A 13,095-nucleotide genomic window follows, 5' to 3' on the forward strand; every position below is an offset into this window, starting at 1 on the left:
TCAGAGATCCTGCCCGGAATAGGAACAGTTGAACGACTTATTGCAGAGCGGGAAGTCCGCCACGATGTTGCCTTCGATGGCCGCCTCGAGCAGCGGCCACTGAAACCACGACGGATCGCGCAGATGGCATCGCTCGATCCGATCGCCGTTCAGGCGCAGCCAGGCCAGGATGTCGCCGCGGAAACCTTCGACGAGCGCCATGCCTTCGCAGGGCTCTGCCGCATTGTGCAACGGCACTTGCACCGGGCCGGCCTCGAGGCCGATGAGGATCTGGTACGCCAGCGCAAGACTCTGCTCAACCTCGCGGATCCGGATCCAGACCCGGGCGTTGACGTCGCCGTCGCTAAGGACGGGGACTTCGAAACGGAGGCCGTCATAGGGGAGATAGCCGGGCTTGCGTCGGGCGTCATGGTCGCGGCTGCTCGCGCGCCCGACATAGCCCCCGGCAGCGAATTGCCGGGCGAGCGTTGGAGCAACGATGCCGGTGCCGACGGTGCGGTCCTGCAACGAGGCGGTGTTGTCATAGAGCTCGACCAGCGCAGGGAAATGCCGGCGGATCTGGTCGAGCGCGGCCCGGATCGCGTCGGCTCCATCGCCGGCGATATCGCGCGCGACGCCGCCGGGCACGACAAGGTCGCGCATCAGGCGGTGGCCGAACGCAGCGTCGGCGGCGCGCAGCACGGATTCGCGCAGCACGGCGCAATGCGCCTGCATCAGCGCAAATGACGCATCGTTGCAGATCGCGCCGATATCGCCGAGATGATTGGCCAGCCGCTCGAGTTCGGCCATCAGCGCTCGCAGCAACAGCGCGCGCGGCGGCACGGCAATCCGCTGCGCGGCCTCGACGGCCTGCGCGAACGCAAGCCCATAGGCGACCGTGCTGTCGCCGGAGACCCGGCCGGCGAGCCGCGCGGCCTGCTCGATCGTGCTCCCCGCCGTCAGCCCTTCGACGCCCTTGTGGGTGTAGCCGAGCCGCTGCTCGAGGCGGACCACCGTCTCTCCGCTCGCGGTAAAGCGGAAATGCCCGGGCTCGATGATGCCGGCATGCACCGGACCGACTGCGATCTGATGCAGGCTGTCCCCCTCGGCCGGGAGGAATTGATAAGGCGCTGCGTCCGCCGATGCATCGAGACGTTCGCCCAGCGGGAAGCGCGTTTGCCAACGGCCATGATCGAGCCAGGGACGGGAATCCGGTGTGTCTGTCGCTTGCAATCCGAAGAGGTCGTGCAGGGTGCGCTCCAATCGAAGCGCCGGCGGATGATGGGCCGCGACCGAAGGGAATTGGCGATCGGGACAATCCAGGCTGATCACGCCGATATCGGACGTGAGGTCGTCGAGGATGGCCATGTGCACCCGCGACGGCTCACCCCACAGCCCGAGCAGGCTCAGGCCGCCATCCGCAAATGCGTGAGCTGTGGTGCGCCAGGTATCGCCGTCCACCACGGCGCGCGGCCATGGATGATGCCGTTCGATCCTGTGGCCCGCCCGGATCAGATCGATCAACCTCGGCATATCCCGTTCTCCCTCGCGCTAACCCAGCAGGTTGGCGACGTGCTGGAACCAGACGACCAGCGGTCCCGGAAGGTAGATGCCCGCAGTCAGCACCAGCGCGAAATGCGCGAACATCGGCAAATAGGACGCATCCGCCGGCGCGGCATTGCCGCGCGGCTCGCCGAACGCAAGGCTGGTCAGGCGCAGGATCAGCGCGCCGAAGGCGAGCAGCAGGCCGAACACCAGCGGGATGGCGAGCAGCGGCTGGCGCGCGAAGGTGGAGCTGACGATGAGGAATTCGCTCATGAAGATACCGAGCGGCGGCAGGCCGGCGATCGCGACCACGCCGATCACGAGACTCCAGCCGAGCGCCGGATGCGACTCGGTCAGGCCGCGAATGTTGGCGATCCGCTGCGTGCCCTTCACCTGCGCAATGTGGCCGACCGCGTAGAAGATTCCCGACTTGGTGAGGCTGTGCATCACCATGTGCAGCAGGCCGGCAAAGTTGGCGAGCGGGCCACCCATGCCGAACGCAAACACGATGATGCCCATATGCTCGATCGACGAGTAGGCGAACAGCCGCTTGATGTCGCGCCGCCGGTAAAGCATGAAGGCGGCGAACAGCAGCGAGGTCAGCCCCATGGTCACCATCAGCGGGCCCGGCGATATCGCATCCGGATTGGCGGCGAGTAGGATCTTGAAGCGGAGCACCGCGTAGAGCGCGACGTTGAGCAGCAGGCCGGAAAGCACGGCGGAGATCGGGGTCGGGCCCTCGGCATGTGCATCCGGAAGCCAGGCGTGCAGCGGCGCCAGGCCGACCTTGGTGCCGTATCCGAGCAGCAGGAAGATGAAGGCGACGTTGAGCAATGCCGGGTCGAACGTCGCCGCACGGCTGATCAGCACCGTCCACACCATGGCGTCCTGACCCTCGCCGACCACCGGCAGGGCCGCCATGTACACCAGGATCGTGCCGAACAGCGCCAGCGCGATGCCGACGCTGCCGAGGATGAAATACTTCCAGGCCGCTTCCAGCGCTGCATGGGTCCGGTAGATGCCGACCATCAGCACGGTGGTGAGCGTCGCGATCTCGACCGCGACCCAGATCAGGCCGATATTGTTCGACACGAATGCGAGGTTCATGCCGAACATCATCACCTGATACATGGCATGGTAAAATCGCAGATAGCCCGGCGTCAGCCGTCCGGTCTCGAGCTCATGGGCGATATAGCTCGCGCTGAACACGCTCGTGGTGAATCCCACGAAGGTGTTGAGCACGATGAAGACGATGTTGAGATCGTCGATCAGCAGGTACTGGCCGGGTTGCCGGCGCTCGACCACGAGCAGCGAAAGCGCCGCCAGCAAGGTGCCGAGACTGGCCACGATGTTGAGACCCGCGGTCAACCGGTAGCCGGGCAGCGCGGCCAGCACCGCCGCGGCGGTGATCGGTATCAACAGAACCCAGGTGACGGCATCCGACGCGGCAGTCATCGGCGCTCCCCCCTGAATTCATCGAGCGCGCCGACGTCGACGGTGTCGAACCGCTCGCGAATGCGGAACAGGAACACGCCGATCACGATGAACGCGATCAGGATCGAGAAGGCGACGCTGATCTCGACGACGAGCGGCATGCCCTTGGCGCCGGTCGCGGCCAGCACCAGGCCGTTTTCCAGCGACATGAAGCCGACCACCTGGCTGACGGCGTTGCGCCGCGTCACCATGACGAGCAATCCCAGCAGCACCACCGACAGCGCGAAGGCGAGGTCTTCCCTTGCCAGCGGATCGGCGGCGCCGGTGACGCGCAGCATCAGCACCATGGACAGGGCGACGAGCCCCATGCCCGCAAGCATGGTCGGACCGATGCTCACCGCGGTCTCGATATCGCGATGAATGCCGAGCTGCTTGATGATCCGATGCAACGCCACCGGGATGACGATCGCCTTGAAGACCAGTGCGATGGCCGCGGTCACGTAGAGATGCGGCGCATTCTGGATGAAGGCCTGCCAGGCGACGGAAGCTGCGAGCACCACGGCATGAAGTGCGAAGATGTTCAGCAGCGCATACAGGCGGTCCTGGTACAGCATCATGAAGCTGATCAGCACGAGCCCGCCGGCGAGCAGATGGGCGATGTCGAAGGCGAGGTTGTGCATCAGAAGCCCCGTGACACGAACCGAAGCAGCGTGCCGAGCAGGCCGAGCATCAGCGCCGCGCCGAGGAATTCGGGGACGCGGAACACCCGCATCTTGGCCGTCGCGGTCTCGAACACGGCAAGGAGAAAGCTCGCGACCGCAAGCTTGAGGATGTAGGCGGCAACGCTGACGAGATAGGACAGCGGCCCCGCGCCTTCCGTGGTGATCTGCCACGGGAAGAACACGCAGATGATCAGGGAGATGTAGAGCAGCAGCTTGAGGAAGGCGCCGAACTCGATCATGGCGAGGTGACGCCCGGAATATTCGAGGATCATCGCCTCGTGCACCATGGTCAGCTCCAGATGCGTCGCCGGGTTGTCGACCGGGATGCGGGCGTTTTCGGCGAGCGCCACCATGATGAGGGCGATCATCGCCATGCCGAGCGAGACGCGCAGTCCGACTTCGGACGACGCCATGAAGGTTGCGACCGTCGATAACTGGGTCGAGCCGGCAATCAGCGCGACGCAGAACACCATCAACAGCATGGCCGGCTCGGCGAGTGCGGCGATCATCACCTCGCGGCTGGAGCCGATGCCGCCGAAGCTGGTGCCGACGTCCATGCCGGCAAGCGCGAGGAAAAACCGCGCGCTGCCGAGCAGGGCGACGATCGCGATCAGGTCGGCGCTCCAGTTGAATTGCAGCCCGGTCGCAAATGTCGGGACCAGCGCCGCCGCGACCCAGATGGCCGCGAACGTCACATAGGGCGTGACGCGGAACAGCCAGGACGCGTTTTCGGCGAGCACGACCTCCTTGCGCAGCAGCCGCAGCAGATCGCGGTAGGGCTGGAAGATCGACGGTCCCTTCCGCCGCAACAGGCGGGCCTTGATCTTGCGCACGACACCGGTCAGCAGCGGCGCGAGCAGCAGCACAAGCGCCATCTGGCCCAACTGAACGAGGATGTCCGAGATCACGACCATACCGCGAGCGCCAGCAGCAATGTGACGAGGGTTGCGAACACCAGGCTGAGATAGCGGCGGATGGTCAGGAACTGGAGCTGGTTCAGCCGGTCGGCGAAAAACCACACCATTTCAGTCACGGGTGTGTAGAGCCGCTCCCAGACCAGATCGTGCATATCGACCTTGAGGCGGGCCGCCCGCATCTCGCCCGGCGCGGGCATGTCGACATGCTCGCGGGCCTGGAACACCAGCGTGCCGAACACGCGCCGGATCGGCTGCACGAAGCTCACGCCGGAATACTGCGCTGCCGGTGTCGGGTCAGAGAAGCCGCAACCCCAGGCCGGTCCGCGCCGGATCGCGCGCGACGCAAAGCGATGGATAAAATACACCGCGAGCGACGCCGCGGCGGTGATGAAAGCAAAGACGAGCAATCCGTTGTAGGAACTGCGGCTCTCCGCAATCGGAACGATCGAGAGCCAGGCGTCGTCCAGCTGAACCGGCATCCGGTGGCCGATCACGGCCTGCGCAACCGGCGAAAGCGCGTCAATCACCAGGCCCGGCACAATGCCGGCGAGGAAGCAGAGTGCGGCGAGGCTGAACATCGCGGCGAGCGACCAGCGATCGACCTCGCGGGCGGCTTCTGCGGCCGGGCTCCGCGCGCGGCCGAGGAACGTGACGCCGAAAGCCTTGACGAAGCATGCAGCGGCGAGCGCGGCGGCCAGCGCCAGCAAGGCGCCGACCGCGGGCACCATGATCTTCAGCAGCCATTGCGGCAAATCGGGGCTCTGCAGGACGGCCTGAAACATCAGCCACTCCGACACGAATCCGTTGAACGGCGGCAGCGCCGAGATCGCGACGCAGCCGACCAGAAAGACGAAGCTCGTGAGCGGCATGCGGTGGATCAGGCCGCCGAGCTTCTCCATGTCGCGTTCGCCGGTCGACATCAGCACCGCGCCGGCCCCGAAGAACAGCAGGCTCTTGAAGAACGAATGGTTCAGAACGTGGAACAATGCGGCCGTGAAGGCGAGGGCCGCCGCGAGGCCGAGGCCGTTCGCCTGAAATGCCAGCGCAAGGCCGAGGCTTGCGAAGATGACGCCGATGTTCTCGATCGTGCTGTAGGCGAGCAGGCGCTTGAGATCCTTCTCCATCAGCGCGTAGAGGATCCCCATGACGGCGGTGGCGCCGCCGAGGATGAGAACCGCGACACCCGCCGACCAGCTTGGCGGCCCGAGCAGATCGAATACGATCCGGATGAATCCGTAGATCGCAACCTTCGTCATCACGCCGCTCATCAGCGCCGAGACATGGCTCGGCGCGGCGGGATGAGCCAGCGGCAGCCACACGTGCAACGGGATCAGGCCGGCTTTCGACCCGGCGCCGAGCAGCATCAGCGCGAGCACCAGTGCGGCTTCGGACGGGGTGTGCTGAGCAGCGCGGATGGCCGCAAAGCTGTAGCTGCCGCCGGCTCCCGCCAGCAGGCCGAAGGCAAGCAACAGAGCCAGCGTTCCGAAGCTTGCCATCACGAGATAGACGTAGCCTGCGCGGGCGTTATCCGCGTCACGGTGATGCGCCATGACGAGCGCCCACGACGCGAGCGACATGAATTCCCAGCACAAGAGGTAGGTGAACGCATCGTCGGCGAGCACGACGAGATTCATGCCGGCCAGGAACGCCGGGAAAAAGGGAAGGATGCGCTGCGGCGCGGATTCGTGGCTGCCGTAGCCGAGGCCATAAAGACTTGCGGCCGCACCGCCGAGATTGACCACGACGAGAAAGAATGCGGCGAGCGCGTCAAGGCGAAAATGCGATCCCAGCCAGGGCAAGCCGATCGGCAGAGCCAGTTCTGTCGCGCTGGTACGGGAGATGAGCGCGAGCAGGGCCCCGGCCAAGGCGACCAGCGAAATCGAAAAGGTCGTGCCGTAGACGATGGCTGTCGATTGGCGCGATCTGCTCGCTGCAATCGCGAGAGCGGTCGTTCCCAGCAGGGCGGCTACACACCAGATCTGCTGAGTGACCGCCGGGATCATGTCTGCACCGTCGGTGAGCCTGATCCGGCCTTCAATCGCACCCCGCGGCCGCCGCCGTTGCTGACGGCACCCTCATTGATGACCTCGACGCCGGCTGTGCCGAGCGCGTCGATCAGTTTCACGAGCGAGTCGACGTTGCCGCGAATGGTACCTTCGCTCGCCTCCATCCGCTGGATGGTTGGCACCGAAAGTCCGGACAGCTCGGCGAGCTGCCGTTGGTCGATGCCGAGCAAGGCTCTGGCCGCTCGTAGCTGCGCCGCGGTGATCATCGATTAATGGCCGTCGATGTGAGAGTCGCGTCGATTTGGATGTCATTTATACACACCAAGTAATGATGTTACAAGTACAACAAATGATGTTTTATACATCATTCCAATGTGCGGTCCTCAACGCGAGCGGTATCCGCGCGCCGACGAGGCTTCGCTGATGCGCACTCAGTCGGAGATTTTTCGATAGACCGCCGCGGCGTGGCGCAGCAGCCGGCTCTTGCGCTTCCGCTCGTGGACGCGCTGGTGCTTGGCCTTGCGCTCGTGGGCGCGTTGCGCGGGTGCATCGGCGCTCTCGAGCAGCCCGCGACGGACCTCGTCATCGTTCAATTCGCCGAGCAATTGCTGTCCCTTGCGCAGATGCTTCAGGATGATCCGCCATGACGCGTATTCGTCGGGGGGCAAGCCGCCCTCCGAGAACTCGATCGCGTAACGCAGCCGCTTGCTGGCGAGACGGACGCGGTGGCGCTTGTTCTTGCCCATGCCTTGCAGCCCGCGGCTCTTCTGGCACAGCTTGCCATGCCATCGCGCCAGCCGCCGCGCGTGAAACACCGCAACCGGCACGGCTCGCCGCTGCGCGGCGCGGGGGTCCTGCCGCGTGGTCCAGGGGCCGCTGCCGACCCAGTCCCACATGCCGTCGAACCATCGCCAGTATCGATCGCTTTGCAACGCCTCCTTGAGCGCCTCGAACGCGTCTGTTCGCGCCGTCTGGAGCATGCCTTCTTCAGGCAGGCCCTTGCTGTTCTCGATCGCGACGTCGAGGTCGCGCGTGGCGCCGAGATGGGCGCTCAGCCATTTCAACTCGGATTTCAGTCGCGTCCATTCGGCGTCCGCCACCATCGGCCCATAGAAGGCGATCGCCGCCTTCAGCCGCGTCAGCGCGATACGGGTCTGGTGCAGCGCGGCGGGATCGCCGGAGCTCATGGCCTCGTGATTGGTCGAGACTTCCTCGAGGCATTCGGACAGGATCAGGCGGAACGCGGTCTCACAACGCATGGCTTCGCTGAGATGGCGTGGCCGCTTCGGGCGGACAACACGCTCCCTGGCCGGACTTGCCGCTAACGTCATGACACTCTCGTGACCCCGCTAGAGCCGCAACGCAGCTCCCGGATGCAAAGATTTCCCGTTTGGTCGATGTCGATCAAGCGTTTTCTGCCGGCTGCAGCGCAGCGATGCGGCGACGCGATCAAAATGTCGCAATCAATCCGACGGCGGGAGCTCGTTTCGGTCGATATACCGGCTGAAACTTTCCGGGGAACATCAAGGTTTCGAAGCCGCGGCAAAGGGAGGGTGGAGTTCGCCGCAGCGCCGGATATTTCGTGCACGAAATATCTTGATATTTCGCATACGAAATATATAACGGCGTTATGAAAGCGGAACACCGGCTGATCTTTCTCCTGACCGTGGGCTATCGCCGGTTGCAGCGCGCCATCGAGCAGGAGACGGCCATCCACGATCTGACGTCGGCCCAGGCCGGCGTGCTGTTCTTTCTCGGGCGCAATGACGGCGCGCTGATCGGCGACGTCTCGCAGGCGCTCGACATCGTGCCGTCGGCGATGAGCGGCCTCGCCGACCGGATGGAACGTGCAGGTCTCGTGAAGCGCCGGCGCGATGGCGAGGACGGGCGCAGCCAGCGGCTCCATCTGACCGCGGCGGGGCAGGAACTCGGCAAGCGCGCCGCAACGCGGACCAGGGCGATCAATAGCCGCCTGATGGACGGCTTCTCGGACGCGGAGATCGAGGTGGTGTCGCGCTGGCTGACCAGCCTGCAAGACAAGTTTCCGAAAGACAAAGACAGCTAGAGCGTCTTCAAGCGAAGTGGCTACCGGTTGGCGTGAAGAAGGCGCGTCAAACACGAACCGAGCAACAGGAGTGAAGCATGAGTGAAGTGGTCGTAGTGCTGGACGGTGGCGTCCTCACCGTGACGATGGCGCGCCCGGACAAGAAGAACGCGATCACCAACGCGATGTATGGCGCGATGGCCGATGCGCTCGAGCGCGCGGAGGGCGATTCTGCGATCCGCGCCGTGCTGTTGCAGGGCGACGGCGACAGCTTTACCGCAGGCAACGATCTCGCCGATTTCGCGGCGGTGTCGCGCGGCGTGCAGGGCGAGCGCCACGTGACGCGCTTCCTCGCCGGGCTAGCCAAGGCGACGCGGCCGCTGGTTGCCGCCGTGCAGGGCAATGCGGTCGGCATCGGCACCACCATGCTGCTGCATTGCGACCTCGTCTACCTCGCGCCGACCGCGCGGCTGATCACGCCGTTCGTCAATCTGGCGCTGGTGCCGGAGGCGGCCTCGACCTATCTGCTGCCGCAGCGCATCGGCTATGCGCGGGCCTATGCGATGTTCGCGCTCGGCGAACCGGTCGAGGCGGAGACGGCGGTCTCGATCGGCCTCGCCAACGCGGTTGTGCCGCTCGCGGACCTGCGCGGCAAGGCCCGCGCGGCGGCGGACGCGCTGGTGAAGCGGCCGTTCGGCTCGCTCCAGCACACCAAGGCACTGATGCGCGACCCCGCCAGGATCAGCGCGCAGATGGCGCGTGAGGGCGAGATCTTCCAGGAGCGGCTGATGAGTGCGGAAGCACGCGAGGCCTTTGCCGCCTTTGCCGAGCGCCGCCAGCCCGATTTCTCTAAGATTACCGGCTAGGCCCGAAGCGTGGGCCGCCACGCAAGGGCGGCCCCATTGCTTTGGGGTTGACGGCCTCGCCGGCTTCGAACATCTCCTGTCGGGGCATAGCGCAACCCGGCGAGGCGAGGCATGAGCGACAGTCACACGCTGCGCGGCGATGGAATCGCCGCGACCATTTCGGCGCAGGGCGCCGAATTGTCGTCGCTCAGAAATGCCGACGGGACCGAACTGTTGTGGCAGGCCGGCCCGCAATGGCCGCGTCATGCGCCCATCCTGTTCCCGATCGTCGGCCGATTGAAGAACGATACGCTGCGCCACAACGGCACGACCTATCCGATGACGCAGCACGGCTTTGCGCGGGATCGCCGCTTTGCCTGGGTGGAGCAGGGGCACCGATCCTGCAAGCTTGCGCTCACCGACGATACGGAGACGCGTGCGCGCTATCCCTTCGCGTTCAGGCTCGAGGTCACCTATACCGTTGATGGCGCCGATCTCGATGTCGCCTTCGACATCGTCAACACCGGCACCGAGACGCTGCCGGCCTCGCTCGGCGGTCATCCCGCCTTCAACTGGCCGCTGCTTCCGGGGGGGCGGAAGGAAGCCTACGCGCTGACCTTCGCGAAGGATGAGCCGGCGCCGATCCGGCGGCTTGAGGGCGCGCTGATGCGGCAGCAAGCCGAGCCGAGTCCGATCAGGGGCAGGGTGCTGGCGTTGTCCGAGCAATTGTTCGACGACGATGCCATGATCCTCGATCAGGTTGCGAGCGCGTGGGTCCGCTTTGCTGCTGCGCAGGGACCCGCGATCGAGCTGTCCTGGCGCGGCTTTCGCGAACTTGGCATCTGGTCGAAGGTCGGCGGCGCGGCGTTCCTCTGCATCGAGCCGTGGCACGGTTTCGCCAGCCCGGTCGAATTCGATGGCGAGTTCGCCGGCAAGCCCGGCCTCTTGCACATCGCGCCGGGCGCGCAGCAGTCACTGGGCTATCGCATTCGCGTGAGCCGACGAAAGAACAGGTCAATGTGCGCGGGGGCTGAGTGCACTGGTGATCGCGCCGACCGATGGCGGGTTCTCGTTCGCCCAGGCCTCGTGCGCGGCCAGGTCGCGGTAATGCTCGGCCATGCGTAGCAGCCGCTCGCGGATGCCGGCTTCTTCCTCGCCCTTGGCCTGATCGGTCAATTGCGCGGCGCGTTCGAGAAGCGTTTTCGGATCGATCACGACAAGCTCCAAATCCGGTTTTCGCCAAGCGGACAACTGTTACAGGCAAGCACAGTTCCTGCCATGGTTTGATGACAGCGCATTCAGAGCTGGAACAAGCCGAGTCCCGCCATCACATCGCGCTTGGTGCTCTCGGTGATCTCCCGGGCTTTCAGGGTTCCGCGTCTGATCACGTCAGCGACATGGTCGCGATCGCCCGCCAGCTCGGCGCGCCGGGTCCGGATCGGTGCGATCAGGGCTTGCAGGATGTCCTCGAGCCGCCGCTTGACGGCTGCGTCGCCGAGACCGCCACGCCGATAGCGCGCCTTCAATTCCTCGACGGCGTGGCGATCGTCGTCGAACGCGTCGAGATAGAGGAAGACGACATTGCCCTCGATCTTGCCGGGGTCGCCGACGCGCAGATGATCGGGATCGGTGAACATCGCACGCACCGCGGCCGAGATGTCCTTGGGCGAGGCCGAGAGAGCAATCGCATTGCCGGCGGATTTGCTCATCTTGGCGCGCCCGTCGACGCCCGGCAGCCGTCCCGCGCGTGGTATGACGGCCACGGCCTCCTGCAGGATCGCACGGCCGGCGAGTGCGTTGACGCGCCTGATGATCTCGTTGGTCTGCTCGATCAGGGGAGCCTGGTCCTCGCCGACCGGCACGACGGTGGCCCGAAACGCGGTGATGTCGGCGGCTTGCGCCACCGGGTAGCACAGGAAGCCCGCCGGGATGTCGCGTCCGAATCCGCGGGCGCGGATCTCGTCCTTGATGGTGGGATTGCGCTCCAGCCGCGCGACGGTGACGAGATTGAGATAGAGCATCGACAATTCCGCAAGCGCCGGAAGTTGCGACTGCAGGCAGATCGAGGTCCGTTCGGGATCGATGCCGACGGCGAGATAATCCAGCGCGACCTCGACGACGTTGCCGCGGACCTTGCCGATGTCGTGCGCATTGTCGGTCAGCGCCTGCATGTCGGCGAGCAGCAGGTATTGCTCATGGCTGTCCTGAAACGCGAGGCGGCTTCGAAGCGAGCCGACGTAATGGCCGAGATGCAGCGGCCCGGTGGTGCGGTCGCCGGTGAGGATGATCGGTTTGGTCACGGCTTATCTCCATTCGGTTGAATGGGGACACCGCATGCGGGCTGGATGAGGTGAAAGAAAAAGGCCGCCCAATGCGGCGGCCCCGAAATGCATGAACGCGTTCGGCCCGCCTGTCAGTCGGCGAGCCACCAGAGATTGGCGATCAGGATCGAGCGGTTCATGGCGTGACGCGTAAGGCAATCGAGCGAGCCGGTCAAGACCGCGTAGCCAGTCATTTCTTGCTGGAATTGTGACGGACTATTTGTTGCACGAGAACGCTTCATGAATGCTATCCCGGATCCACTTGATGCACTGTAGCTATGCTCGAGTAATCGCTCCCCGGTGCTCCTCCGAGAACACGTGCGCGTAAAGGTTGGCGATCCATTGCTTACCTTCCTGCGTGACCCGCAGATATCGAAGTGCGTCGCCGATATAGGGGCAGACGGCCTTCCAGAAGAAAGCAGGGTACGCTGCACGTAGATCATCGGGAGTCTGATATCCGAGTTTCTCGCTTGCGCCAGTCTCCTGAAATTCGGCAAACAAGGCTGACGTCTTCCGCAAATAGTCAATGTCGGCCAATTGGCCGATCAAATCCGCGGCACGAAGCAGGCCGGGATAATCTGCCGTACTGGTATGCTCCTCTTCCCCCGGTACCGGAAAGCGCGTGTGCTCGATGTTTGCCTCGATTTCTTTTGTGTCGATGGAGGTCAAGCTCACCTTGCCGAAACGCTCGCGGACGAAGAGCTTGGATCGTGTCACATGATAGGGGGTCAAGGATGCGTCCGTGGCTCCAGCAGATATCCGGACGCGATCACCGTTTTCGTTGCAAACATAAAGTCCGTCCCGGTCGCCTCGACATACCCCGCGTACATAGCCGATGTCGTGGCATAAGAGCGAAATCATGAAATGGAGCCAGTCGCGCGGCCTGACGCCGCCTTCGCTCGTATGCTTCCCGAGTAAAATGTTCTGTCCCACCAACGTCACCATGATGGTGTGGTTCATGTCGTGGTAGGCCGCATCGCTATTGGCAATATTCTCCAACGCGAGGCGCCCAACGAAACCGATGATGTCCGGATAGGCGGGCTCGAGGATTCCGTAGATTTGGCCGTATGTACCTTTAAGTTGATCGACAAACGCTTGGATGACAATTTGAGTTGGGTTGAACATGATCGCCTCCAATGCGCGGATGCTATGCCGGTTTGGGTATTTCGTCACCGGGTTGTTGGTCCCGCGAATTGGGCCGGAGCCTGGTAGCCGGAGGCCCGTCGAGCCCGGTTTTGAGAGCTACCCGGGATGAGGCAAGGCTGAACTGTTGCTGACGGCC

Annotated in this window: 12 protein-coding genes; 3 read left to right on the forward strand and 9 right to left on the reverse strand. The window is 64.4% G+C overall.

Features of this window, described 5'->3' with window-relative positions; all coding sequences use genetic code 11:
* From QA639_RS13770 to QA639_RS13800, 7 genes are all read right to left on the reverse strand, one after another.
* The gene (locus QA639_RS13770) at positions 1-1,512 is read right to left on the reverse strand and encodes a hydrogenase large subunit (RefSeq protein WP_283090053.1); all 1,512 of its coding nucleotides are present in this window, start codon (positions 1,510-1,512) and stop codon (positions 1-3) included.
* A gap of 18 nt (positions 1,513-1,530) precedes the next feature.
* Positions 1,531-2,979 carry a hydrogenase 4 subunit F gene (locus tag QA639_RS13775; RefSeq protein ID WP_283090054.1) on the reverse strand — a complete coding sequence of 483 codons (1,449 nt, stop codon included), beginning with the start codon at positions 2,977-2,979 and terminating at the stop codon, positions 1,531-1,533.
* On the reverse strand, positions 2,976-3,638 hold the full coding sequence (locus QA639_RS13780; protein ID WP_016843065.1) for a hydrogenase-4 component E: 663 nt from the start codon (positions 3,636-3,638) through the stop codon (positions 2,976-2,978). The genes QA639_RS13775 and QA639_RS13780 overlap by 4 nt, the downstream gene beginning before the upstream one ends.
* A complete protein-coding gene (locus QA639_RS13785; RefSeq protein ID WP_028334457.1) occupies positions 3,638-4,594 on the reverse strand; it encodes a respiratory chain complex I subunit 1 family protein in 957 nt (318 codons plus the stop codon). Before QA639_RS13785 ends, QA639_RS13780 begins: the two co-directional genes overlap by 1 nt.
* Positions 4,585-6,600 carry a hydrogenase 4 subunit B gene (gene hyfB / locus QA639_RS13790; RefSeq protein WP_283090055.1) on the reverse strand — a complete coding sequence of 672 codons (2,016 nt, stop codon included), beginning with the start codon at positions 6,598-6,600 and terminating at the stop codon, positions 4,585-4,587. The genes QA639_RS13785 and hyfB overlap by 10 nt, the downstream gene beginning before the upstream one ends.
* Positions 6,597-6,869 carry a helix-turn-helix domain-containing protein gene (locus tag QA639_RS13795; protein ID WP_038377518.1) on the reverse strand — a complete coding sequence of 91 codons (273 nt, stop codon included), beginning with the start codon at positions 6,867-6,869 and terminating at the stop codon, positions 6,597-6,599. The genes hyfB and QA639_RS13795 overlap by 4 nt, the downstream gene beginning before the upstream one ends.
* A gap of 165 nt (positions 6,870-7,034) precedes the next feature.
* A complete protein-coding gene (locus QA639_RS13800; RefSeq protein WP_244482658.1) occupies positions 7,035-7,934 on the reverse strand; it encodes a CHAD domain-containing protein in 900 nt (299 codons plus the stop codon).
* Between the two features lie 299 nt (positions 7,935-8,233).
* Here QA639_RS13800 and QA639_RS13805 point away from each other — a divergent pair, with 299 nt between their 5' ends.
* From QA639_RS13805 to QA639_RS13815, 3 genes are all read left to right on the forward strand, one after another.
* Complete coding sequence (locus QA639_RS13805) at positions 8,234-8,668, forward strand: MarR family winged helix-turn-helix transcriptional regulator (protein WP_028334454.1); 435 nt, start codon at positions 8,234-8,236, stop codon at positions 8,666-8,668.
* A gap of 77 nt (positions 8,669-8,745) precedes the next feature.
* Entirely contained in the window at positions 8,746-9,513 is a 768-nt protein-coding gene (locus tag QA639_RS13810; protein ID WP_283090056.1) for an enoyl-CoA hydratase-related protein, read from the forward strand.
* A gap of 111 nt (positions 9,514-9,624) precedes the next feature.
* On the forward strand, positions 9,625-10,617 hold the full coding sequence (locus tag QA639_RS13815; RefSeq protein WP_283090057.1) for an aldose 1-epimerase family protein: 993 nt from the start codon (positions 9,625-9,627) through the stop codon (positions 10,615-10,617).
* A 173-nt stretch (positions 10,618-10,790) separates the two neighbouring features.
* Here the strand turns inward: QA639_RS13815 and trpS are convergent, their stop codons facing one another.
* Complete coding sequence (trpS, locus tag QA639_RS13820; RefSeq protein WP_283090058.1) at positions 10,791-11,792, reverse strand: tryptophan--tRNA ligase; 1,002 nt, start codon at positions 11,790-11,792, stop codon at positions 10,791-10,793.
* A gap of 297 nt (positions 11,793-12,089) precedes the next feature.
* Positions 12,090-12,938, reverse strand: a complete 849-nt coding sequence (locus tag QA639_RS13825) for an Npun_R2479 family HD domain-containing metalloprotein (RefSeq protein WP_057015250.1) — start codon at positions 12,936-12,938, stop codon at positions 12,090-12,092.
* Positions 12,939-13,095 lie beyond the last annotated feature (157 nt).

Origin of the sequence: Bradyrhizobium pachyrhizi (assembly GCF_029714545.1) — a bacterium.
GTDB classification, from domain to species: Bacteria; Pseudomonadota; Alphaproteobacteria; order Rhizobiales; family Xanthobacteraceae; genus Bradyrhizobium; species Bradyrhizobium pachyrhizi.